This is a genomic window from Aurantiacibacter hainanensis, assembly GCF_036321025.1.
GTDB classification, from domain to species: domain Bacteria; phylum Pseudomonadota; class Alphaproteobacteria; order Sphingomonadales; family Sphingomonadaceae; genus Alteraurantiacibacter; species Alteraurantiacibacter hainanensis.
In genome coordinates this window covers 1,643,379-1,666,225 of the sequence record NZ_JAZAPB010000002.1, presented here as the reverse complement: position 1 = coordinate 1,666,225, position 22,847 = coordinate 1,643,379, and the positions used below count along the sequence as shown (strand labels likewise).

At 64.1% G+C, this 22,847-nt stretch carries 30 protein-coding genes; 25 read left to right on the top strand and 5 right to left on the bottom strand.

What is annotated here, in order from left to right; translation table 11 throughout:
• Nucleotides 1–19: 19 nt before the first annotated feature.
• Genes prfB through AAA989_RS15515 form a run of 4 tightly spaced genes read left to right on the top strand, consistent with a single transcriptional unit; the run spans nt 20 to nt 4,095 of the window.
• Nucleotides 20–1,147, top strand: a complete 1,128-nt coding sequence (gene prfB, locus AAA989_RS15530; protein WP_338245146.1) for a peptide chain release factor 2 — start codon at nt 20–22, stop codon at nt 1,145–1,147.
• Between the two features lie 59 nt (nt 1,148–1,206).
• Nucleotides 1,207–2,001, top strand: a complete 795-nt coding sequence (locus AAA989_RS15525; protein WP_338245144.1) for a class I SAM-dependent methyltransferase — start codon at nt 1,207–1,209, stop codon at nt 1,999–2,001.
• Entirely contained in the window at nt 1,982–3,388 is a 1,407-nt protein-coding gene (locus tag AAA989_RS15520; RefSeq protein ID WP_338245574.1) for an NAD(P)H-dependent flavin oxidoreductase, read from the top strand. The genes AAA989_RS15525 and AAA989_RS15520 overlap by 20 nt, the downstream gene beginning before the upstream one ends.
• A 44-nt stretch (nt 3,389–3,432) precedes the next feature.
• Entirely contained in the window at nt 3,433–4,095 is a 663-nt protein-coding gene (locus AAA989_RS15515; RefSeq protein ID WP_338245142.1) for a PGAP1-like alpha/beta domain-containing protein, read from the top strand.
• A gap of 9 nt (nt 4,096–4,104) precedes the next feature.
• Here AAA989_RS15515 and AAA989_RS15510 read toward each other — a convergent pair whose 3' ends face one another.
• On the bottom strand, nt 4,105–4,533 hold the full coding sequence (locus tag AAA989_RS15510) for a nuclear transport factor 2 family protein (protein ID WP_338245140.1): 429 nt from the start codon (nt 4,531–4,533) through the stop codon (nt 4,105–4,107).
• 50 nt (nt 4,534–4,583) lie between these two features.
• Nucleotides 4,584–5,882, bottom strand: a complete 1,299-nt coding sequence (locus AAA989_RS15505) for an ammonium transporter (RefSeq protein ID WP_338245138.1) — start codon at nt 5,880–5,882, stop codon at nt 4,584–4,586.
• Between the two features lie 131 nt (nt 5,883–6,013).
• On the opposite strand from AAA989_RS15505, the gene AAA989_RS15500 reads away from it, so the two are divergent.
• The gene (locus AAA989_RS15500) at nt 6,014–6,487 is read left to right on the top strand and encodes an SH3 domain-containing protein (RefSeq protein WP_338245137.1); all 474 of its coding nucleotides are present in this window, start codon (nt 6,014–6,016) and stop codon (nt 6,485–6,487) included.
• Nucleotides 6,488–6,550: 63 nt separating this feature from the next.
• On the opposite strand, the gene AAA989_RS15495 is transcribed toward AAA989_RS15500, so the two are convergent.
• From AAA989_RS15495 to AAA989_RS15485, 3 genes are all read right to left on the bottom strand, one after another.
• Nucleotides 6,551–6,931 carry a hypothetical protein gene (locus AAA989_RS15495; protein ID WP_338245134.1) on the bottom strand — a complete coding sequence of 127 codons (381 nt, stop codon included), beginning with the start codon at nt 6,929–6,931 and terminating at the stop codon, nt 6,551–6,553.
• A 65-nt stretch (nt 6,932–6,996) separates the two neighbouring features.
• A complete protein-coding gene (locus tag AAA989_RS15490) occupies nt 6,997–7,446 on the bottom strand; it encodes a hypothetical protein (RefSeq protein ID WP_338245132.1) in 450 nt (149 codons plus the stop codon).
• Nucleotides 7,447–7,559: 113 nt separating this feature from the next.
• Nucleotides 7,560–8,756, bottom strand: a complete 1,197-nt coding sequence (locus AAA989_RS15485) for a thiolase family protein (protein ID WP_338245130.1) — start codon at nt 8,754–8,756, stop codon at nt 7,560–7,562.
• A gap of 127 nt (nt 8,757–8,883) precedes the next feature.
• Between AAA989_RS15485 and AAA989_RS15480 the strand changes: the two genes are divergently transcribed.
• The 20 genes from AAA989_RS15480 (at nt 8,884) to nuoK (ending at nt 22,844) form a co-directional block, all read left to right on the top strand.
• The gene (locus tag AAA989_RS15480; RefSeq protein WP_338245127.1) at nt 8,884–10,086 is read left to right on the top strand and encodes an SMP-30/gluconolactonase/LRE family protein; all 1,203 of its coding nucleotides are present in this window, start codon (nt 8,884–8,886) and stop codon (nt 10,084–10,086) included.
• Between the two features lie 88 nt (nt 10,087–10,174).
• Nucleotides 10,175–10,555, top strand: coding sequence for an NADH-quinone oxidoreductase subunit A (ndhC, locus tag AAA989_RS15475; protein ID WP_338245125.1), 381 nt, complete (start codon nt 10,175–10,177; stop codon nt 10,553–10,555).
• Between the two features lie 62 nt (nt 10,556–10,617).
• Nucleotides 10,618–11,181, top strand: coding sequence for a NuoB/complex I 20 kDa subunit family protein (locus AAA989_RS15470; protein ID WP_338245572.1), 564 nt, complete (start codon nt 10,618–10,620; stop codon nt 11,179–11,181).
• Nucleotides 11,178–11,378, top strand: a complete 201-nt coding sequence (locus AAA989_RS15465; protein WP_338245123.1) for a hypothetical protein — start codon at nt 11,178–11,180, stop codon at nt 11,376–11,378. The genes AAA989_RS15470 and AAA989_RS15465 overlap by 4 nt, the downstream gene beginning before the upstream one ends.
• Nucleotides 11,378–12,229, top strand: coding sequence for an NADH-quinone oxidoreductase subunit C (locus AAA989_RS15460; RefSeq protein ID WP_338245121.1), 852 nt, complete (start codon nt 11,378–11,380; stop codon nt 12,227–12,229). Before AAA989_RS15465 ends, AAA989_RS15460 begins: the two co-directional genes overlap by 1 nt.
• Nucleotides 12,226–12,729, top strand: coding sequence for a hypothetical protein (locus AAA989_RS15455; protein ID WP_338245119.1), 504 nt, complete (start codon nt 12,226–12,228; stop codon nt 12,727–12,729). Before AAA989_RS15460 ends, AAA989_RS15455 begins: the two co-directional genes overlap by 4 nt.
• Complete coding sequence (locus AAA989_RS15450; RefSeq protein ID WP_338245117.1) at nt 12,726–13,946, top strand: NADH-quinone oxidoreductase subunit D; 1,221 nt, start codon at nt 12,726–12,728, stop codon at nt 13,944–13,946. The genes AAA989_RS15455 and AAA989_RS15450 overlap by 4 nt, the downstream gene beginning before the upstream one ends.
• Nucleotides 13,943–14,131 carry a hypothetical protein gene (locus AAA989_RS15445; protein ID WP_338245115.1) on the top strand — a complete coding sequence of 63 codons (189 nt, stop codon included), beginning with the start codon at nt 13,943–13,945 and terminating at the stop codon, nt 14,129–14,131. The genes AAA989_RS15450 and AAA989_RS15445 overlap by 4 nt, the downstream gene beginning before the upstream one ends.
• Nucleotides 14,118–14,786 carry an NADH-quinone oxidoreductase subunit NuoE gene (nuoE, locus tag AAA989_RS15440; protein WP_338245113.1) on the top strand — a complete coding sequence of 223 codons (669 nt, stop codon included), beginning with the start codon at nt 14,118–14,120 and terminating at the stop codon, nt 14,784–14,786. The genes AAA989_RS15445 and nuoE overlap by 14 nt, the downstream gene beginning before the upstream one ends.
• Nucleotides 14,783–14,929 (top strand): hypothetical protein, encoded by a 147-nt coding sequence (locus tag AAA989_RS15435; RefSeq protein ID WP_338245580.1) that lies wholly within the window; start codon nt 14,783–14,785, stop codon nt 14,927–14,929. Before nuoE ends, AAA989_RS15435 begins: the two co-directional genes overlap by 4 nt.
• Nucleotides 14,929–15,126 carry a hypothetical protein gene (locus AAA989_RS15430; protein ID WP_338245112.1) on the top strand — a complete coding sequence of 66 codons (198 nt, stop codon included), beginning with the start codon at nt 14,929–14,931 and terminating at the stop codon, nt 15,124–15,126. The genes AAA989_RS15435 and AAA989_RS15430 overlap by 1 nt, the downstream gene beginning before the upstream one ends.
• Entirely contained in the window at nt 15,116–16,408 is a 1,293-nt protein-coding gene (gene nuoF, locus AAA989_RS15425) for an NADH-quinone oxidoreductase subunit NuoF (protein WP_338245110.1), read from the top strand. Before AAA989_RS15430 ends, nuoF begins: the two co-directional genes overlap by 11 nt.
• Nucleotides 16,405–17,142, top strand: a complete 738-nt coding sequence (locus AAA989_RS15420; protein WP_338245108.1) for a hypothetical protein — start codon at nt 16,405–16,407, stop codon at nt 17,140–17,142. Before nuoF ends, AAA989_RS15420 begins: the two co-directional genes overlap by 4 nt.
• Before the next feature lie 101 nt (nt 17,143–17,243).
• Entirely contained in the window at nt 17,244–17,948 is a 705-nt protein-coding gene (locus AAA989_RS15415) for a hypothetical protein (protein WP_338245106.1), read from the top strand.
• A complete protein-coding gene (gene nuoG, locus AAA989_RS15410; protein WP_338245104.1) occupies nt 17,948–19,936 on the top strand; it encodes an NADH-quinone oxidoreductase subunit NuoG in 1,989 nt (662 codons plus the stop codon). The genes AAA989_RS15415 and nuoG overlap by 1 nt, the downstream gene beginning before the upstream one ends.
• Nucleotides 19,937–19,950: 14 nt before the next feature.
• Entirely contained in the window at nt 19,951–20,982 is a 1,032-nt protein-coding gene (gene nuoH, locus AAA989_RS15405) for an NADH-quinone oxidoreductase subunit NuoH (protein ID WP_338245570.1), read from the top strand.
• 5 nt (nt 20,983–20,987) lie between these two features.
• The gene (locus AAA989_RS15400; protein WP_338245102.1) at nt 20,988–21,398 is read left to right on the top strand and encodes a hypothetical protein; all 411 of its coding nucleotides are present in this window, start codon (nt 20,988–20,990) and stop codon (nt 21,396–21,398) included.
• Nucleotides 21,395–21,880, top strand: coding sequence for an NADH-quinone oxidoreductase subunit NuoI (gene nuoI / locus AAA989_RS15395; RefSeq protein ID WP_338245100.1), 486 nt, complete (start codon nt 21,395–21,397; stop codon nt 21,878–21,880). The genes AAA989_RS15400 and nuoI overlap by 4 nt, the downstream gene beginning before the upstream one ends.
• 41 nt (nt 21,881–21,921) lie before the next feature.
• On the top strand, nt 21,922–22,542 hold the full coding sequence (locus AAA989_RS15390) for an NADH-quinone oxidoreductase subunit J (protein ID WP_338245568.1): 621 nt from the start codon (nt 21,922–21,924) through the stop codon (nt 22,540–22,542).
• Entirely contained in the window at nt 22,539–22,844 is a 306-nt protein-coding gene (nuoK, locus tag AAA989_RS15385) for an NADH-quinone oxidoreductase subunit NuoK (protein WP_338245098.1), read from the top strand. Before AAA989_RS15390 ends, nuoK begins: the two co-directional genes overlap by 4 nt.
• The last annotated feature ends 3 nt before the right edge of the window (nt 22,845–22,847 follow it).

Sequence of the window (22,847 nt, the reverse complement as noted above, 5' to 3'; positions counted from 1 at the left end):
CTTTTGAAGGACCAATGCCATGCGTGCCGAAGGGCAGGCCCATATCGATCGCATCGAAGCCGCGCTGGCGCTGGTGCGCAAGTCGCTGGACTGGGAACACGCGCTGCGTCGCCTCGACGAGCTGGAGGCGCGCGTGCAGGACCCGGACCTGTGGAACGATCCCAAGCAGGCGCAGGCCATCAGCCGCGAGCACAAGCAGCTGAAGGACGCCATCGGAACGGTTAACGAGATCAGCCAGGAAATGGCGGATGCCACCGAGTTCGTCGAAATGGGCGAGGCCGAGGGCGACGATGAGGTCGTGGCGGAAGGACTCGCCAGCCTGGAAAAGCTCGCCCAGAGGGCCGACCGCGACAAGGTGAATGCGCTGCTCTCGGGAGAGGCCGACAACCACGACACCTATCTGCAGGTCAACGCTGGTGCCGGCGGCACCGAAAGCCAGGACTGGGCGGAAATGCTGATGCGCATGTATGCCCGGTGGGCCGAACGGCGCGGATTCAAGGTTGAAACCGTGGAATATGCCGCGGGCGAGCAGGCGGGCATCAAGTCCGCGACACTGCTGATCAAGGGCGAGAACGCCTATGGCTATGCCAAGACCGAAAGCGGTGTTCACCGCCTGGTGCGCATCAGCCCCTACGACAGTTCTGCACGTCGCCACACCAGCTTCTCCAGCGTGTGGGTCTATCCGGTGATCGACGACGAAATCGACATCGAGATCAACGAAGGCGACCTGAAGATCGACACCTACCGCGCATCGGGCGCGGGCGGACAGCACGTGAACACGACCGATTCCGCCGTTCGCATCACGCACAAGCCGACCGGCATCGTGGTCGCCAGCCAGAACGACCGCAGCCAGCACAAGAACCGCGCCACGGCGATGAACATGCTGAAGGCGCGGCTTTACGAGGCTGAACTGGCGAAGCGCGAGGCGGAGGCTGCCGGCGAATACCAGGAAAAGACCGAGATCGGGTGGGGCCACCAGATCCGCAGCTATGTGCTGCAGCCCTACCAGATGGTGAAGGACCTGCGCACGGGCACCACGTCCACGGCTCCGGGTGACGTGCTGGACGGCGAGCTGGACGATTTCATCGCCGCCGCTCTTGCCCAGCGCGTGACCGGCGAGACGGTGGACGTAGAGGACGTGGAATAGGCCTGGCACCGCAAGGATCGCGCTTTGCCAACCGTTAACGCACCCGCTAGAGCGGGCCTATGAGACAAAGGGTCGTCACAGCTGCCCTGGCCGCGCTCGGCGCCAGCCTGTCGCTCGTCGCCTGCGACGTGGCCGAGGAAGAGCGCCCCGTAACCTCGCGCGATTTTCCGCGCCCCTATCGGCCCGTGTCCGACCTTGGCGGCAATGCCTTCTCCACCGAGCAGATCCGCGACGACCGGCGCGAGGCGCAGACGGTGATGGACCAGGCCAATATCGCCGAGGGCATGACCGTGGCGGATATCGGCGCGGGCGAGGGCTATTACACAGTGCGCCTGGCCGCCCGCGTGGGCGAGGATGGCCGCGTGCTGGCGCAGGACATCGACGAGGATGTGCTGCGCCGCCTGGGCAACCGGGTGGAGCGCGAGCGGCTCGACAACGTGTCCATCGCCCTTGGCCTGCCGGACGATCCCAAGCTGCCCGAAGACAGCTTCGATCGCATCTTCATGGTCCACATGTATCATGAGATATCGGAGCCTTACGCCCTGCTGTGGCGGATGCGTCCGTCCTTGCGCGAGGGCGGGCAGGTCATCGTGGTGGACGTCGATCGACCGGCGGACCAGCACGGCATAAATCCGCAACTTCTGTTTTGCGAATTCGAGCGGGTAGGCTATCGGCTCGTGGAATTCGTGCGCAAGCCGCAGATCGCTGGCTACTATGCGCAGTTCGAAGTGGTCGGGGAGCGCCCGGAACCACGCGATATAGAGCCTTGTTTACAACCAGGCGACACTTCCACCGAGTTCTCTCTGATAGACGAGGACACCTCTGGGGATAATGATGAGTTTCAAGGGTCTTAAGCCGATTTCCTATGGTGGCCGCGAGGTTTGGCCGCTGATCGAGGGCGGTAAGGGCGTATCTGCCACCAACCATGCAAGTTCCGGCGCCTGGGCCGCCGCGGGCGGCATCGGCACGGTGAGCGCGGTGAACGCCGACAGCTACGATGCAGAAGGGAAGATCATTCCCCAGGTCTACGACCAGCTGACGCGCAAGGAACGGCACGAACAGCTGATCGAATACGCCATCGACGGCGCCACCGCGCAGGTGAAGAAGGCGTACGACATTGCCGGCGGCAATGGCGCGATCAACATCAACGTGCTTTGGGAAATGGGCGGCGCCCAGCAGGTGCTGGAAGGCGTGCTGGAGCGCACGAAGGGCCTCGTCACCGGCGTGACCTGCGGCGCGGGCATGCCCTACAAGCTGGCCGACATCGCGGCCCGCTTCAACGTAAGCTACCTGCCGATCATCAGCTCCGCCCGCGCTTTCCGCGCGTTGTGGAAGCGCAGCTATCACAAGGTTTCCGACCTCATGGCGGCCGTGGTCTACGAAGATCCCTGGCTGGCCGGCGGTCACAACGGCCTCTCCAACGCCGAGGACCCGACCAAGCCCGAGGATCCCTATCCCCGCGTCGCCGCCCTGCGCGACACCATGCGCAAGGAAGGCGTATCGGAAGACGTGCCGATCGTGATGGCGGGCGGCGTCTGGTACCTGCGCGAGTGGGAAAACTGGATCGACAATTCCGAGCTGGGGCAGATCGCCTTCCAGTTCGGCACGCGTCCGCTGCTGACCGAGGAAAGCCCCATTCCGCAGGGCTGGAAAGACATGCTGCGCACGCTGGACGAAGGCGACGTGCTGCTGCACCGCTTCAGCCCCACCGGCTTCTATTCCAGCGCGGTGAAGAACGATTTCCTCTATGACCTGATTCACCGCTCCGAGCGTCAGATCCCCTACAGCAAGGTGGAAGCCGGCGAGCACACGGTGCAGCTGGACGTGGGCGTGAAGGGCAAGAACTTCTGGGTCGCGCCGAAGGACCTGGAACGGGCGCGGGGCTGGGTGGCCGAGGGCCACACCGATGCGCTCAAGACGCCGGACGACACGGTGATCTTCGTCACCCCGGACAAGCGCGCCGAGATCCGCAAGGATCAGGCCGACTGCATGGGCTGCCTGTCGCACTGCGGTTTTTCCAGCTGGAAGGACCACGACGACTATACGACCGGCCGCCTTGCCGATCCGCGCAGCTTCTGCATCCAGAAGACCCTGCAGGATATCGCCCACGGCGGCGACGTGGACCAGAACCTGGCATTTGCCGGCCATGCGGCCTACCGCTTCAAGACAGACCCGTTCTATTCGAACAACTTCACCCCCACGGTGAAGCAGCTTGTCGACCGCATCCTGACCGGAGACTGACGCTGCCGGACAAGCGCGAAGAACCGCCTCCGCTGCGCAATACCTTGCGCGAGGGGCTGGCAATTCCGCGCGTCCTGCTCAATCCGCTCCGCCCACCCAAGAAGGGTGCGAACTTCGGACGGGGAAGGGCAGCGCTCGTCATCCCGGGCCTGACCACGGGCGATATCTCCACCACGCTGCTGCGGCGCACGCTGAAGACGCGTGGTTTCCTGCCAGAGGGCTGGAAACAGGGCCTGAACCTGGGTGCGGACGCGGCAAAGCTGAAGTCGCTGGAAGCGCGTATCGGCGAACTGCAAAGGCAGACGGGCCACAAGGTGGTGCTGATCGGGTGGAGCCTCGGCGGTCTCTACGCCCGCGTGCTGGCGCACCGCTGTGCCCACATGGTCGACATGGTGGTGACCGTTGCCAGCCCGTTCTCGGGAGACCGGCACGCCAACCGTGCCTGGAAGCTCTACGAGGCGATCAACGATCACACGGTGGACAATCCGCCCTTCAGCGAATCCGTATCGGCCAAGCCGCCTGTTCCCACCATCGCCGTATGGTCGGCCAAGGACGGGATCGTGGCGCCCGATTGCTGTCGGGGCGGGGAAGGGGAAGCGGATCACACGGTGCGGATCGATGCCCCGCATTTCACGCTGGGCACGTCCGCCAGCTGCATCGAGAAGATCCTGGCCAAGATGGCGGAAGTGGATGCCGAGCGGCTCTGACCCGGCGCGTCAGGTCCAGAGCTGGAGCTTCTTCATTTCCTCGCGCAGGGCATCGTCACCGTCCGGGCGGGACATGACCCGTTCCACCAGCTTCCAGCCCTGTCGAAGGCGCGATGCGCGCCACAGGTCGGTCACCCATACCGTGCCGGACCAATCGTGGTCGCCAAGCCTCGCCTCCATCTCCATCTGGCAGGCGAACAGGCCCACCCGGCCATGGCGCCGCACGTAGATGTCGCCGAAGCGATAGGAATGGAGATGCAGCCGCGTGGTTGCCGCTTCCAGCCAGCTGACGCGGTCGAGGATCGTCGCCTTGCCGCTGCCCAGCAGCAGCACGAAGTCGCGCGCGGCGACTTCCTTCATCAGCTTGCGATCGCCGCGCATCCATGCGCGCATCCACTGGTGTTCGAGCGTTTCCAGGCGGGCTGCGAATGTATCCATATCTCGCAGCACCTAGACCATGCGCGGCGGTGTGCAAGCAATGAGTTAGGTCAGTCGAACTGCCAGCTGCTTTCGCCGTGGCTGGTCTGGTCGAGCCCCTGGATTTCCTCGTCCTCGCTTACCCGCATCGGAATGAACAGCGACACGCCGATGGCGATCAGTGCGGTCACGATGGCGGAGAACACCGCGACCACCGCAATGCCCAGCGCCTGGACCCCGACCATGTCGACCATGCCCACGCCTTCCGCGTAGCCGGTTCCGCCAAGGTCAGCCGAGAGGAACACGCCCAATAGCAGCGTACCCAGCATGCCGCCCACGCCGTGAACTGCGAACACGTCGAGCGAGTCGTCTATCGCCAGCTTCGTCTTCACCACCTGGATCGCGTAGTAGCAGACCAGCGCGGCGAGGATGCCGAACAGGATCGCCGCGCCGGGAGAAATGAAACCCGCCGCCGGCGTCACGGTGGCAAGGCCGGCGATCGCACCCGTGGCAAAGCCCACGGTCGTCGATTTGCCGAAGGCGGCCTTTTCCACCATCGCCCAGGTAAGGGCTGCCGTTGCGGCGGCCACGTGGGTGTTGATGATGGCCATCGAGGCATCGTCGGTCGCGGTCAGCGCGCTGCCGCCGTTGAAGCCGAACCAGCCGACCCACAGCAGCATCGCGCCCAGCATGGTCATGCCCGGTGCATGCGGGAGCAGCGCAGAGCCGGGGAAACCCTGCCGCTTGCCCAGCAGCAGCGCCACTACCAGCGCGGACACGCCCGCAGTGGTATGCACGACGATGCCGCCCGCGAAATCAAGCACGCCAAGTTCGCCCAGCCAGCCACCGCCCCACACCCAGTGTGCCACGGGGGCATAGACCAGCAGCCCCCAGATCGCGGTGAAACCGACGACCCAGCCAAATCGCGCGCGGTCGACCCACGCGCCCACCATCAGGGCGGGGGTGATCGCGGCGAAGGTCATCTGGAAGGCGACAAACGAGCTTTCGGGCAGCGTCAGCCCGGCGCGCACGTTGTCGAGTTCGATGAGCATCCACCTGCTGCCGTCGCCGATCCAGCCACCCGTCGTGTGACCGAAGGCAAGGGTGTAGCCGACCACGATCCAGAGGACGGAGGCGATCCCCGCGACCGCGCCGACCTGCAGCAGCACCGAGAGGAAGTTCTTCGCTCGAACCAGTCCGCCGTAGAACAGTCCGAGGCCGGGAAGCGTCATCAGCAGGACCAGGGCCGTGGCCGTCAGTATCCATGCGGTATCGCCTGCATCGTTCTGCGCGATGGCCGTAAGGTCTTGCGCCCCGGCAGTGGTGGACGTCGCGCACAGCAACGTCGCGGCGACAATCTTGCGAAGCATTTGTTTCCCCCTCACACCCGCTCTAGTGGCGGGATTGCGTCAGGCGGGCCTGTTAGGACAGAATCTTGCCTATGGGCAAGTATGCTGATGCATGTTGCCGCCGGCACATGTGGACGGCTAATCCATCTTGCATGGTCCGCACCCTCCGACTCGCCGTCATCGCCGTTCTCGCCAGCCTTGCAGTTCCCGCCGCCGCGCAGGATGTCGAGCTGCCGTACTGGGCCAGCATCGACACGCCGGAAGCCAACATGCGAGTGGGGGCGGGGGAGCAATTTCCCATCAAGTGGGTCTACCGCCGCGAAGGCCTGCCGGTGAAGGTGGTGCGCCTGATGCAGGGCTGGCGCTACGTCGAAGAGCCTGACGGCACGATGGGCTGGATCTCGCAGGGGCTGCTCAGTCGGCGGCGCACGGCCATCGTGATCGGCGAGGACCTGGCGCCTATGCGCGAGGAGCCGGACGCCGCGTCGCAGTTGCGCTGGAACGTGGAAGTCGGCGTAGTGGGCAACCTGGGTGACTGCACCGAAAGCGGTTGGTGCGAATTCGATGTCGGCGGTCACGTTGGCTGGGTCGAGCAGGCCAGACTTTGGGGCGCGGGCGAACCCTGAAGGTGGCGCCAAAAGAAAAGGGCGGCCCCGCAAGACCGCCCTTTCCGTGATTTTCGGGAGTGCTCAGGCTTCGAAGCTGTAGCTCATCGTTTCGCCCTGGCCGTCGGTGACATCCATCATGCCTTCCTCTGCGCCGGGCTGGATGTTCCAGCACTCTTCGCCGTCGCCGCCTTCTGCCATCAGGCAGGTGCCACGGATGTTGTCTTCCCAGGTCCCGGCTTCCACCTGCTCGCCACCCTGCACGACGGTGTAGGTGCCGTCCGCGTTCAGCGAGACCGATACTTCGGTGCCGTCTTCGGTGGTGGAAGTGTAGGTGCCGGCGGTCGTGCTGGGGATGACATCCGCAGCAGCTTCGTCTTCGATTTCGGCCTCGGTGGCCTCATCGGTACCGCCGCCGCAAGCGGCAAGCGAAGCGAGAGCGGCAACTGCGATAAGCTTTTTCATACTGATTTCCCTGTTCCTTTTATGGATGTGATGGGTATCCGCCCGCATGCGGGCCTTGGATGGGGTTACGCGGAATCTCCGACATGGTCTTCAAGAGAGCCTTCCACAGGGCGCACGGTCGAGACGTCGCCCGCGGTCGACGTGGTTTCCATGCTGCCATCGGGCTGCATCGGACCGTCGGTGAAGCAGTTCTCCTCGTCAGCGCCTTCGACAAGGAAGCAGGTCTGCCCGTCCTTCATGAAGATGACGCCGCCGGTTGCTTCTCCATCGGCATCCACGCGCGAGAAGGTCATGCCTTCGTGTATCTCGATGTAATCGACCTGACCCCCTGCGCGCGTAACTTCGTACGTGCCCGGGGCCACGGCCTCGAAACCGGGTTCTTCGCCTTCGAGCATCGAATCCCCGGCATCGGCCACCTCGGTCTCGGCCTCCATATTGGTTTCGGTATCCGTATCGCCCGCGCCGTTGCAGGCGGCGAGCGCCACAGCCAGACTGGCCACAATCAGTTTCTTCATAGCAATCCTCCTCACTTTCCATCCCGTTTGTTGACATTGTCCCACGGACAGCGAGGCTTGCCAAGGGCGCACATGCGAACAAAAGTCGGTGCGCGCCCTTAACGAATGTTGGCTCAGGCGAGTTCCACTGCGACGGCCGTAGCTTCGCCGCCGCCGATGCACAGGCTTGCAATTCCGCGCTTCTTGCCCTGCTGCTTCAAGGCGTTGAGCAGGGTGACGATGATGCGCGTGCCGCTGGCGCCGATCGGGTGGCCAAGGGCGGTGCCGCCGCCATTCACGTTGATCTTGTCGTGCGGGATGCCGATGTCGCGCATGGCGAACATGGCAACGCAGGCAAAGGCCTCGTTCACTTCCCAAAGGTCGACATCGTCAACGCTCCAGCCGGTCTGTTCCAGAAGCTTCTGGATCGCGCCGACCGGGGCGATGGTGAATTCTTCGGGCGCCTGGGCGTGGGCGGTGAGGCCGTGGATCGTGGCGACCGGGCTCAGGCCCTTGGCTTCCGCCACGCTCTTGCGGCTGAGGACCACGGCAGCAGCGCCATCGGAAATGGAGGAGGAGGTGGCAGCGGTAATGGTGCCGTCCTTGGCGAAGGCCGGGCGCAGGGTCGGTATCTTGTCCGGCCGGCCCTTCGAGGGTGCCTCGTCGGTGTCGACCGTAACCTCTCCCTTGCGCGAGCTGTAGGTGACGGGGACGACCTCGTCGGCGAAGGCACCGCTTTCGATGGCCTTGTTGGCGCGGTCGAGCGAAGCGATCGAGTACTCGTCCATTTCCTCGCGCGTCAGCTGATACTTGTCGGCCATGTCCTGCGCGAAGGTGCCCATGGCGCGGCCTTCCTCGTAGGCGTCTTCCAGGCCATCGAGGAACATGTGATCATAGGCGGTGTCATGACCCAGGCGCGCGCCGCTGCGGTGCTTCTTCAGCAGGTAGGGCGCGTTGGTCATGCTTTCCATGCCGCCCGATACGATCACGTCCACGGTGCGCGTGGCCAGCGCCTCGGCTCCCATGATCACGGTCTGCATGCCGCTGCCGCAGACCTTGTTCACGGTGGTCGCCTGCGCCGAGAGCGGCAGGCCGGATTTCACCGCCACCTGGCGGGCCGGGGCCTGGCCCAGGCCGGCGGGAAGCACGCAGCCCATGTAGACGCGGTCCACGTCCTCTCCGGCAACGCCCGAGCGCTCCATTGCCGCCTTCACCGCGGTCGCGCCGAGGTCGGTCGCGGAGACTTCGGACAGCGCGCCCTGCATGCTGCCCATGGGGGTGCGGGCGTACGAGAGGATGACGATCGGATCGGATTCGTTAAAGATGGCCATGATGATTCTCGGTCCTGTTATTTTGCAACTGCGAAATGCGACCCGCTATCTAGGTCGGGGCACGATGTTTGGCAAATCTGCTTCCGTCACTGTTGCAGCGATCATGCTGGCCGCATGTTCCCCTTCCGTGACAGTGCCCGCGCAGGTTATTGCGCCTGCCGCGTCAGCGGAATGGCGTCCGGTCGATGCCACCACGGGACAGATCGAGGATTTGACCGGGCTGGAGCAACTGGCCGAGGACTTTCCCAACTCCGCATCGGTGCGACTGCGGTTGCTGAATGCCTATGTGGTGGCCGAGCAGGCCGGTGCGGCGCTGGCTGTGGCGGAGAACCTTGTGGCCCAAGGTTACGCCTTCTCGCCCGGCGCTGTGGAATTCCTGCAGGGTCTCGTGGAGACAGGAGGAACGCCCGCATGGCTTTCCACCTCCGGGCAGAACGCGGCGCCTGTCGCGGCAAGCCACGTGGCGGCGACGATTCCGGCCGAGGCGCTTCTGCCCGAGGGGGTGGCGGTGCTGGGAGACGATCGCTTCGCCGTCACCACCGTCGTTTCGCGGGAGGTCTGGATGTCCGATGACGCGGGATGGGAAGCCTCGACGTTTCCGGACGCAGCGAACCTGAGCGGGATCGCGGCCGACACCAGCGGAATGATCATCGCCTCGGGCGATCTCGGGATGGTTGCGGAGGGCGAGGAGGTCTTCGCCGGCCTGATCGCGCTCGAGAACGACAGTCGTCCCGTTCGCATTGCCGCTCCTGAGGGAGTGCAGCTTTCCGATATGGCATTCTTCCGCGACCAGACCGTCTACGCCAGCGATCCCCTCGGCGGCGGGGTCTACCGCTCCGATGGCATGGGGGAAGGGTTGGAGGCGCTCGTCCCGCTTGGCACCCTGCGGTCGCCCCAGGGGATTGCCCCCAGCGAGGACGGCTCACGGCTTTACGTCAGCGATTACCGATATGGTCTCGCCATGATCGATACCGCCACTGGCGCGGTCTCGCGCCTCGCCGCCGATATTCCCGTGCTGCTGGACGGGATCGACGGGCTCTGGCTGCACGTAGGCGAACTGGTCGCAATCCAGAACGGCCTGAGCCCCATGCGGATAATCGCTCTGCGCCTGTCTGCCGACGGCACCCGCATCACTGCCATGCGCGTGCTGGAACGTGCCAATCCCGACTGGACGGAACCGCTGGGCGGCGACATCCACGAGGGTGCGCTCTTTTACATCGGCAACGGCAGCTGGGACCTGTTCGAGGAAGGCGGCAAGCCGAAGGACGGGGCCGAACTGCGCGCAACGCACATCCGACGGCTCGAACTGGCGGAGAATCCCGCAAATTAGGGCAGGATAGGCCTTCCGAGTGCCTTGCATGATGGGCGGGCATTCCGTAGACGCGCCCACGCAACCCCTCAAGCTAGCCGAGTCCGCCGTGACCAACCTCGATCTCACGCAATATTTTCCTATCCTGCTGTTCCTCGTGATCGCAGCAGGGATTTCGGCAGCGTTCGTTTTCCTGCCGATGGGCGTGTCCCGCCTTACCGGCGCGCATAACCCGCAGGCGAACAAGCTGACCGAATACGAATGCGGCTTCCCCGCGTTCGAGGATCCGCGCAGCCAGTTCGATGTGCGCTTCTATCTGGTGGCGATCCTCTTCATCGTCTTCGACCTGGAAGCGGCGTTCCTGTTTCCCTGGGCCGTCAGCCTTGATCTGACGGGGTGGCCGGGATGGATCACGATGATGATCTTCCTCGCCGAACTCGGCATCGGCCTCGCTTACGCATGGAAGAAGGGAGCTCTGGAATGGGAGTGACCGACGACAAGACCAAGGAGATGCGGGGCGAACCCGCGCTCTATCCGCCCTATCAGGACGGCATGCCGGATTCCGGCAACCCGGCACTGCACGATGCGCCTACCGCGAAGGGCGGCGACGTGCGTCAGCCCGATGCGGACTATTTCAACGCGCTGCAGACCGAAGTGGACGACAAGGGCTTCCTCGTCACCAGCACAGAGGAACTGTTCCAGTGGGCGCGCACCGGTTCGCTGTGGTGGATGACCTTCGGCCTAGCGTGCTGCGCGGTGGAGATGATCCACGTCAACATGCCGCGCTACGACATGGAGCGTTTCGGCGTCGCCCCGCGCGCCAGCCCGCGCCAGTCGGACGTGATGATCGTGGCCGGAACCTTGTGCAACAAGATGGCCCCGGCACTGCGCCGCGTCTACGATCAGATGTCGGACCCGAAATACGTCATCTCGATGGGCAGCTGCGCCAATGGCGGCGGCTACTATCACTACAGCTACTCGGTGGTGCGCGGCTGCGATCGCATCGTGCCGGTGGACATCTACGTGCCCGGTTGCCCGCCGACGGCCGAGGCGCTGCTTTACGGCGTGATGCAGTTGCAGCGGAAGATCCGCCGCGTCGGGACCATCGAGCGATGAGCAAGGCAGTTTCCTACCCCGCCGGGAGAATTGGCGCATTGGCGCTCGGCGCGCTGGCCACGGGCGCACTGGCGTTCGGCGCCATCGCCATCGGTCGGCTGATCCTTGGCCGCGTGACCATCGGCTCGGCCCGCGTGAAGCGGCTGGAAGTTGACGAACTGGTCATCGGCCGGGTCGTCCGGAAGGATGAAGTGTGATGGCGAAGATTCTGCATCCCGCTCCGCGCTATGCCTCGAACGAGGGCGTGCGCGATACGCTCGTCGCCGCGCTGGGCGACATGGTATTGTCGCACGACGAGCAATACGGCGAGATCCTGATCACCGTCCGCCGGGACCGGATCGAGGATGCCCTCCGCCTGCTGCGCGACGAGCACGCCTACCAGCAGCTGATGGAAATCGCCGGTGCCGACTATCCCGGTCGGCCCGAGCGGTTCGAAGTCGTCTACATGCTGCTGAGCCTGACGAAGAACCACCGCGTGATGGTGAAGTTGACGACGGACGAGACCACGCCCGTTCCCACCGTCACCACGCTGTGGCCCGTGGCGGGCTGGCTGGAACGCGAAGTGTTCGACATGTACGGCGTGACTTTCGACGGCAACACGGACCTGCGTCGCATCCTGACCGACTACGGTTTCGAAGGGCATCCCTTCCGCAAGGATTTCCCGCTGACCGGCTACACCGAAGTCCGCTATTCCGAAGAGGAAAAGCGCGTGGTGTACGAACCGGTGGACCTGGCGCAGGATTTTCGCAGCTTCGATTTCATGTCTCCCTGGGAAGGCGCGGACTACGTGCTGCCGGGCGACGAAAAGGCTGACATGCCCCCGGTCGACGAGCCAACCACGACCGAAAGCCCCAAGCAGACCGGGGCCGGAAAGAAGACCGACGAGAAGGCCGAGGAGCACGTGAGCGCTGGCGCTCCTGCCGAGGAAGAGACCGGCAAGGATGATCCCGGCGCTCCCGAGGCAACGGAAAACCAGCCCGACCGCGAACCCAGCAAGGGCGACGTCACCGATACCAAGGGGGCGACCGAGCCGGAGGACAAGAAATGATCCGAACAATTGCTTTGGCCCTGGTGTCGTCGCTGGCGCTGGCGGCCTGCGGCGATACGCAAGAGGTCGTCGAGGACAACGACGCCATCGAGACCGACTTCGTGAATCCGGACGTTGCCGTGATCCCGACCCTCGAGCCCGTCAACGCGGACGAAGTCACCATGGATTTCGAGCCGAGGCTGGGCGTGTGCAATTTCGAAGCCGACGGCGAGACGCTGCTGGTGGCCGGCACCACCGGTGACGAGGGAACCAGCGGGCTCGGCGTGGTGAGGATGAATGGCCAGGACCTGCGCCTGCAGGCTGGCGAGCTGGGCGGCCCGGATGCCCTGTCCGCCGGTCCGATGCTGTTCGGCGGCGAGTACACCGTGCAGATCGACCGCGCCGAAACCGGCACCGATGCAGAAATGGAAAGCCTGAGCTACCCGGCGACCCTGACCTTGAGCAAGGAAGGGATGAGCGAAGTGGTCTACGGCCCCGGAAGATGGACCTGCAGCGTATGAGCGACCATGGCCTGACACTGGAGAAATCTCCCACCGTCGAAGGGGAGGAGATTTCCAACTACACGATCAATTTCGGCCCGCAGCACCCTGCGGCGCACGGCGTGTTGCGCATGGTGATGGAGCTTGACGGCGAGATCATCGAACGCATCGATCCGCACGTGGGCCTGCTGCATCGCGGCACCGAAAAGCTGATCGAATACAAGACCTACCTCCAGGCGCTGCCGTACTTCGACCGGCTCGATTACTGCTCTCCGCTCTGCCAGGAACATTCCTACGTTCTGGCGATCGAGAAGCTGCTGAACGTCGAGGTGCCGATCCGTGCGCAGTATCTGCGGGTGTTGTTCGCCGAACTGACGCGTATCTCCAACCACATGCTGAACATCGGCGCGCACGTGATGGACGTGGGTGCCATGACGCCCAACCTGTGGGTGTTCGAGCTGCGCGAGGATACGCTCAACTTCTTCGAGCGGGCATCGGGCGCGCGCATGCACGCGGCATGGTTCCGCCCCGGCGGCGTGCACCAGGACGTGCCGCTGAAGCTGCTGACCGACATCGGCGACTGGGTGGACAACCGCCTGCCCGAACTTTTCGGCGACGCGATGAGCCTGGTTCAGGACAACCGCATCTTCAAGCAGCGCAATGTCGATATCGCCGTGGTGAGCAAGGAAGACGCGATCAGGTGGGGCTTTTCCGGCCCGATGATCCGCGCCGCCGGCATCCCGTGGGACCTGCGCAAGGCGCAGCCCTACGACGTGTACGACCGGATGGACTTCGAAATCCCCGTGGGCACGAATTCGGACTGCTACGACCGCTTCATGGTCCGCTGCCAGGAAGTCTACCAGTCGGCGCGCATCATCAAGCAGTGCCTGGCGGAAATGCCCGAAGGCCCCATCGCTTCCGACGACCGCAAGGTTGCGCCGCCCAAGCGCGCCGAGATGAAGCAGTCGATGGAAGCGCTGATCCACCACTTCAAGCTCTACACCGAGGGCTTCCACGTGCCTGCGGGCGAAGTCTACGTGGCGACCGAGAGCCCCAAGGGCGAATTCGGCGTCTACTTGGTCAGCGACGGGTCGAACAAACCCTACCGCTGCAAGATCCGCCCGACGGCGTTCTCTCACCTTCAGGCGATGGATTTCATGTCCAGGGGTCACATGCTGCCGGACGCGACCGCCATTCTCGGCGCGATCGACGTGGTCTTCGGGGAGTGTGACCGGTGATCCTGCGCGAGCTTTTCATCTTCGTTGCTGCCTTCGCCGCCTTCGCCTCGGCGGTCGCGGCCTATCTGGCGGTCTTTCATGGCGAAGCGACGCTGAAAGAAATCCTCTCCACCGCCTTTGCCGCGGTGATCGGCCTCTACGTGGGCCGCTTTATCGAACGGAGGCTGGCCAATGGCCGCGCGTAACATCGCCCTCGACACGCCCGAACTGCGCGAGCAGTGGGGTGGCTGGACCTTCACGGATGCCAACCGTGAGAAGGCCGACTGGCAAATCAGGAAGTATCCCGAAGGCCGCCAGAAAAGCGCGGTGATGCCGCTGCTCGACCTGGCGCAGCGCCAGGTGGGCGAAGAGACGAGCACGCAGGGCTGGCTGCCACTGCCGGTGATCGAATACATCGCCGAATACCTCGACATGCCGGTGATCCGCGTGCTGGAGGTGGCGACCTTCTACACCATGTATAACCTTGTTCCGGTGGGCAAATTTCACGTACAGGTCTGCGGCACCACGCCGTGCATGCTGCGCGGATCGGACGACATCCTCGAAGCCTGCTACGCGCGCGGCATGAGGAAGGGCCACACCACCGACGATGGCCTGTGGACCCTTACCGAGGTGGAATGCATGGGCAACTGCGCCACCGCCCCGATGGTGCAGATCAACGACGACAATTACGAGGACCTGACGACCGAGCGGTTCAACACGGTCCTCGACGCCTTGGCTGCGGGCGAGACGCCGAAAGCCGGGACGCAGGAGCCCGGACGTCACACGTCCGAGCCTTCGGGCGGGCCGACGACGCTGAAGGAAATGGTCGAGGCCAATCACGACTACCGGAGCGAGTGGTGATGGAGCAGTTCCTGCCCATCCTCATCGCGATCGTTCTGATCGCGCTCGCCTGGAAGGTGCTGAAAGGCATCGTGAAGACGGTCGCGCTGGTGGTGATCCTGGCGGCGGTCGCGCTCTGGGTGTTCGGAGGGATAGCCGCGTGATGGAAAAGCTCGTCCTTCGCAGGGTTTCGCGCGCAGGGCTTGCGCTGGGTAGCTTCGGCTTCATCGCGGGTGGCGTGCTGATCTATCTCGGCCTCGACACGCTGGGCGATGGATTGATGATTTCGGGCGGGATCGCACTGCTGATCTTCGCCCTGTTGCTGGCGACGACGCCGACAGGAGACAAAGATGCTGGCTGACAAGGATCGCATCTTCACAAACCTATACGGGTTCCAGGACTGGGGCCTCGATGCCGCGCGCAAACGCGGCGACTGGGACGATACGAAGAACCTGATCGCCAGGGGTCACGATGCCATCATCGAGGAGGTGAAGACTTCCGGCCTGCGCGGTCGAGGCGGAGCGGGCTTCCCGACGGGCATGAAATGGTCGTTCATGCCCAAGGAAAGCAAGGACGGGCGTCCATCCTTCCTGGTCATCAACGCCGACGAATCCGAGCCGGGCAGCTGCAAGGACCGCGAGATCATTCGCCACGATCCGCACAAGCTGATCGAAGGCGCGCTGGTGGCCGGCTATGCCATGCGGGCGAGGGCGGCCTACATCTACATCCGCGGCGAATACATCCGCGAGGCCGAGACGCTTCAGGCCGCCATCGACGAGGCCTACGACGCCGGCCTGATCGGCAAGAACGCCAGCGGCAGCGGCTACGATTTCGACGTGTTCATGCACCGCGGCGCGGGCGCCTACATCTGCGGTGAGGAAACCGCGATGATCGAAAGCCTGGAGGGCAAGAAGGGCCAGCCGCGCCTAAAGCCGCCGTTCCCGGCAGGCGCTGGCCTCTACGGCTGCCCCACCACGGTAAACAACGTGGAATCTATTGCCGTGGTGCCCACGATCCTGCGCCGTGGCGGTGCCTGGTTCGCCAGCTTCGGGCGCGAGAACAACAAGGGCACCAAGCTGTTCCAGATCAGTGGCCACGTGGAAAAGCCCTGCGTGGTCGAAGAGTCGATGAGCATCCCCTTCCGTGAGCTGATCGAGAAGCACGCTGGCGGCATCACCGGCGGGTGGGACAACCTGCTGGCCGTGATCCCCGGCGGTTCATCCGTTCCGCTGGTTCCGGCTGCGCAGATCATGGATGCCCCGATGGATTTCGACGGGCTGAAGGAACTGGGCTCGGGCCTGGGCACCGCCGCCGTCATCGTGATGGACAAGAGCACCGATATCGTGCGCGCCATCAGCCGCATCAGCTATTTCTACAAGCACGAGAGCTGCGGCCAGTGCACCCCCTGCCGCGAAGGCACGGGCTGGATGTGGCGCGTGATGGAACGACTGCGCGTGGGCGAGAGCACACCCGCCGAGATCGACATGCTCTACGAAGTCACCAAGCAGGTAGAGGGCCACACGATCTGCGCGCTGGGCGATGCCGCGGCATGGCCGATCCAGGGCCTGCTCAAGCACTTCCGCCCCGAACTCGAACGCCGCATCGCGGAGCGTGAGAACGCGATGCCGGAGGCGGCCGAGTGATCCGCACGCTTGTCATTTGTCTTGCAGCGGGTCTGGCTGCGCTGCCGGTCGCGGTGTCCGCTCAGATCGAGGGTAATCGTAAGCCCACGGGCTTCACCCTGCGCGCATACGAGACGGATCACCGAACAGTGAACGCCGCCACACCGTCTCACGTGACGCTTGCGATGACTGCACGCTGCCTTGCGGACAACCGGGCCGAGCATGTCCGTGCTTACCTCGCCAGCGTACCCGGCAGCGAGGCCGAAATCGGCGCCTACGAGGCCTTTCGGGAACGTATTGGCCCCTGCATGCCCCGGATTGACTTTTCCGAGGTCGGCAACCTGCAGCGGGGCCGCGGCACGCTGAGCCTGGGGTTCGACCACGGCTCGCTGCGCGGCGCATTGGCCGAAGCGATAATGCGCGAGGAAGATACTATCATCGACACCGGGCGATTGGCCCTGGGGGACGAGGGCATGTATGTGGCCGAGCGCTTCCACGGCCAGCGGTCCGAAATTCCCGCGCGCGTGTTCTCCCTTGGATTTGCCGGCTGCGTCATGGGCTTTAACGCAGAGCGCATCGAGGCGCTGCTGTCGACCAGTCCCGCCAGCACCGAAGAACGCGATGCCATCATGGCGATGGTCGACAGTTTTGGCGGCTGCGTGATGGAAGGCCAGACCCTGAACATCGATCCATCAACTCTGCGTAACCAGATGGCGGAAGTGGTCTATTACGCGATGTCGGGGAGCGCGACGTGATCCGTCCCCTCGCTATACTCTCCCTCGCGGCCTCCACGCTTGTCGTGGCTCCGTTGGCCATGCCATCTGGTCACACCGCACAAGCGCAGTCAGATGATTACATGGCGCCCAATTCGCGCATCCCGCGAGAGCGCCAGTTCCCTACAGAGCCGCGCGGGCGACGGGTCGATCGCGACGAGTTGAGCCGCTTCGCGCGCAGCCGGAACAACGACATGCTCGACCAGTTCGCCACGTGTATCTGGGACCGTTCCAACGAAGACGGCCTGGACTTGCTGGAGCGTACCGATTTCGGCTTTCGCAATTTCGAGCAGATCGGCGTGTCGAACGACGAGATCGGAGACTATTACCCGGTCGGCACCTGCCTTGACCGCGTGGCCAGCCGCAACCGCAGCGGCGTCCGCCTCTCCTACAATGCCGAAAGCATGCGCCGTTGGTATATTCAGGCAGCCTATCTCGACATGTACGAAGACGGGCCCAGCTGGATTCGCCCGGGTTACGTGCAGGGCGAGCGGGACTATCCGCTCTCCGCGCGTAATCCGATGATCCAGGCGGCCATGACGCTGGCCGACTGCGTCGTGCTTAACGATCCGCACGGCGCCGACCTTTTCTATCGCACCACGCCGGATAGCGACGAGGAGTTCGATGCCCTGCAGGACTTGGTCCCCGCGATCAGCCCGTGCATTCCGCAGGGCCAGGATTTCGAACTGAACCCGTTCGCCATGCGGGTCTGGATCGGCGAGGGGTTGTGGCACGCTGCCAACAAATCCTATCCGGCCCCTGCCGAGTCTCCCGAGGAAACCCAGTAATGCCGACAGTCAAAGTAGACGGACAGGAAATCGAGGTTCCGGACGGTGCCACCGTCCTCCAGGCCTGCGAGCTTGCGGGGAAGGAAATCCCGCGTTTCTGCTATCACGAGCGCCTGAGCATCGCGGGCAACTGCCGCATGTGTCTGGTCGAGGTGAAGCCCGGTCCGCCCAAGCCGCAGGCCAGCTGCGCGCTGCCCGCCACCGAAGGCCAGGAAATCCGCACCGACAGCGAGATGGTGAAGACCGCGCGCGAAGGGGTGATGGAATTCCTGCTCATCAACCACCCGCTCGATTGCCCCATCTGCGACCAGGGTGGCGAGTGCGACCTGCAGGACCAGGCCATGATGTATGGTCGCGGCGCCACGCGCTATCACGAGAACAAGCGCGCCGTGACCGAGAAGTTCATGGGCCCGCTGATCAAGACGATCATGACCCGCTGCATCCACTGCACCCGCTGTGTGCGTTTCTCCGAGGAGATTGCCGGCGTGGACGAGATCGGCGCGCTCTATCGCGGCGAGGACATGCAGATCACCACCTACCTCGAACAGGCGGCCAAGCACGAGCTTTCGGCCAACGTGATCGACCTGTGTCCGGTCGGCGCGCTCACCAGCGGCCCCTATGCCTACGAGAGCCGCCCGTGGGAGCTGAAGAAGACTTGGGGCATCGACGTCTCCGACGCGGTCGGCTCCAACATCCGTATCGACAGCCGCGGGCGCGAAGTGCTGCGCGTGCTGCCGCGCATCAACGATGACGTGAACGAGGAGTGGATCTCCGACAAGGCGCGCTACCAGGTGGACGGCCTCACGCGCCGCCGCCTCGACAAGGTGTGGATCCGCAGGCGCGGCAAGCTGGAAGCCGCTTCGTGGGACGAGGCCTTCAAGAAGATCGCCGCCGCCAAGCCGGGCAAGAGCATTGCCGCCGTGGCGGGCGACCTTGTCGACTGCGAGACGATGTTCGCGGCGAAGGCGCTGCTCAAGGCCAGCGGATCGTCGCTGCTGGAAAGCCGCCAGACCGGCATGGACTATGACGTGTCGAACCTGGCAGCGGTCAACTTCAACAGCACCTTCGCCGGCATCGAGGAGGCGCAGGCCGTTCTCATCGTCGGTAGCCATATCCGCTGGGAAGCGCCGCTGATCAACGTTCGCCTGCGCAAGGCGGTGAAGCGCGGCGCGAAGGTGTTCGTGGTCGGCCCCGAATGGGAAACGACCTATACGGCCGAATTCCTGGGCGAGGATGCGAGCGTGCTCGGCAACCTTCCGCAGAACGTGCGCGAGGCTTTCGACGGGGCGGAAAACTCCGCCGTGATCCTGGGGGCGGGCGGATTTGCCGCCGGCGCTCACGGCGCGGCGATGGCCGCCGCCAGTTCGCTGGGCGCGACATTCAACGCGCTGCACACCGCAGCGGCCCGCATGGGCGCACTGATGCTGGGCTTTGCCAGCAAGGGCGGCATCGCCGATCTGGCCGATGCGAAGCCCAAGGTGGTGCTGGCGCTGGGCGCGGACGAAGTGGACTGGAGCCGCTTCGAGGATTCGCTGAAGGTCTACATTGGCCACCACGGCGACAAGGGTGCGCACGCTGCCGACATCATCCTGCCGGCCTCCGCCTACACGGAGAAGGCGGGCACCTACGTGAATACCGAGGGCCGCGTGCAGACGTCCGACAAGGCGATTTTCGCACCGGGCGACGCGCGCGAGGACTGGACGATCCTGCGCGCCCTGGCCGATGCGCTGGGCGTGACCGTCGGCTTCGACAGCTTCGACCAGCTGCGCGCTGCCATGGTTCAGGACGTGCCTGCCCTGGGCGAGGAAGGACTTGCCGATTACGGCGCCATGCCCGATGCTCCGGCGGGGGCCACCGCCTCCGGCACGATCGGCTATCCGATCAAGGATTTCTACCTCACCAACCCCATCGCCCGCGCCAGCCTGGTGATGCAGCGCTGCTCGGCTGAACTGCTGCATGGCGAAGAGATCAAGGAGGCAGCGGAATGATCTCCGAAACTCTCATGTCCTGGGGCATGGCGGAGAGCTGGGCGCTGTTCCTCGGCTCGCTGATCGGCGTGCTGCTGATCGCCTTCCCGCTGATGCTGGCCGTGGCCATCGTGATCTATTGCGACCGCAAGATCTGGGCCTCGATCAACCTTCGTCGCGGACCCAACGTGGTCGGCCCCTTCGGGATCCTGCAAAGTTTCGCGGACGGTTTGAAGGTGTTCCTGCAGGAAACCATCATTCCCTCGGCGGCGAACAAGGGCATTTTCATCCTCGCGCCGATCATCACCTTTACCGTGGCCCTGCTGGCCTGGGCGGTCGTGCCGTTCGATGCGGGCTGGGTGCTGGCGGACATCAATGTCGGCCTGCTCTACATCCTCGCGATCTCGTCGCTGTCGGTTTACGGCGTGACGATGGCGGGCTGGGCGTCGAACTCGAAGTACCCGTTCTTCAGCGCGATGCGCGCCGCGGCCCAGATGATTTCCTATGAAGTCTCGATCGGCTTCATCCTGGTGTGCGTGGTGCTCTACGCGGGCACCTTCAACCTCTCGGCCATTGTGGAGGCGCAGCGCGGGCACGGGCTGGGCTTTATCAACGGCTATTACTTCAACCTGCTGCTGTTCCCGATGTGGGTGGTGTTCTTCATCTCCAGCCTGGCGGAGACGCAGCGCGTTCCCTTCGACCTGACCGAGGCGGAAAGCGAGCTGGTCGCCGGGTACCAGACCGAATATTCCAGCATGGCCTTCGCGCTGTTCTGGCTGGGCGAATATGCCAACATCCTGCTGATGTGCGCCTTGAACACGCTGCTGTTCTTCGGTGGCTGGCTGCCGCCGGTGGACTGGGCACCGCTGTATTACGTCCCGGGCATCATCTGGTTCTTCGCCAAGACGTTCTTCTTCTTCTTCATGTTCAGCTGGGTGATGGCGACCGTGCCGCGCTATCGCTACGACCAGCTCATGCGCCTTGGCTGGAAGGTGTTCCTGCCGATGAGCCTGCTGTTCGTCGTCGCGATTTCGGGCTGGCTGATGCTTACGAGGTATGGAGGGTGAACGCGATGTCCGCATCCCCCATGTTCGGTCTGCATTGCACCGGCTTCCAGCGCCTGGGGTCGGACGATCGCGATACGAGGTCGCAGGATGACGACTGGAAGCAGGTCGATCTCGATCTGGTCGTGGCGGAAGACGGTGTGCGCGGCATCCCGCTGCCGAACGGCTTCGACTTCTACGACATGCATGCCATCGAACCCCGTGAGGACGAACACGAATACCAGTATCTCGCCAGTCTTACGCCTCCTTCCTCGAGCGACCGCACCAGCGGCATTTCCATTCTGATCTCTTATTCCGTCGAGGGCCTGAGGCGCGTGGATTGGCATGGTGGGGAACGGCTTGGCGAAGACCGGGCTGTCAACGTTTCAACCGGCCAGGTGATCGGGGCCGAATATTCAATTTCCAAGGACGTCGCATGACCGTCGCTCAACTCGTAAAATCGTTCACCCTGTGGGAATTCCTGAAGGCGCATGCCCTCACGCTGAAGTACTTCTTCAAGCCCAAGGTCACGATCAACTACCCGTTCGAGAAGAACCCGCTTTCCCCGCGTTTCCGGGGCGAGCACGCGCTGCGCCGCTATCCCAACGGGGAAGAACGCTGCATCGCCTGCAAGCTGTGCGAGGCCGTGTGCCCGGCGCAGGCGATCACCATCGAGAGCGAGCCGCGTTCGGACGGCAGCCGCCGCACCACGCGCTACGACATCGACATGACCAAGTGCATCTACTGCGGCTTCTGCCAGGAAGCCTGCCCGGTGGATGCCGTGGTGGAGGGGCCGAACTTCGAATACGCGACCGAAACGCGTGAGGAACTGCTCTACGACAAGGCCAAGCTGCTGGCGAACGGGGACAAGTGGGAGCGTGCGATTGCCGCGAGCCTTGAAGCCGACGCGCCCTACCGTTAAGCGCGCCGCAAGACTCGCCGCGCGTTGATTTCCAGGGGTTCATTTTGACCGTCTTCGCATTCTATCTCTTTGCCGCGCTGATGATCGCCTCCGGGGCGTTCACCATATTCGCGCGCAACCCCGTGCACTCCGTGCTGTGGCTGATCCTCGCCTTCTTCAACGCGGCGGGGCTGATGGTGATCGTGGGGGCGGAATTCCTCGCGATGCTGCTGGTGGTGGTCTACGTGGGCGCGGTCGCCGTGCTGTTCCTGTTCGTGGTGATGATGCTCAACATCGACTTCGCCGAAATGCGCGCGGGCTTCATGAAGAACGCTCCGCTGGGCGTGGCCATCGCCGTGGTACTGCTGGCTGAGCTGGTGCTTGGCATCGGCGCCTACCGCGCCGGCGCGCTGGAGCTCGGCACGCCCGACGGCAGCGCCGCCCCGCTGGTGGGCGAGAGCAACATCGAGAGCATCGGCGCGCTGCTTTACGGCAACTATCTGTTCCTGTTCGAAACCGCCGGCATCATCCTGCTGGTGGCCATGGTGGGCGCCATCGTGCTGACCCACCGCGCCTCCGCCAATCCGCGCGGGCACCAGAACATCAGCAAGCAGGTCTCGCGTCGCCCGAAGGACGCGACGCGCAACGTCTCTCCCGAGATCGGCAAGGGGATCGAGCTATGATCGGCATAGAGCACTACGTCATCGTCAGCTCGATCCTGTTCGTGCTGGGCGTTCTGGGCATCTTCATGAACCGCAAGAACATCATCGTCATCCTGATGGCGATCGAGCTGATCCTGCTGTCGGTGAACCTGAACCTGGTCGCCTTCAGCGCCTATCTCGGCGATCTGACCGGGCAGGTCTTCGCCATGTTCGTGCTGACCGTGGCGGCGGCGGAAGCGGCCATCGGCCTTGCCATCCTCGTCATCTATTTCCGCAATCGTGGCACCATCGCGGTGGACGACGTCAACCGGATGAAGGGATAGTCT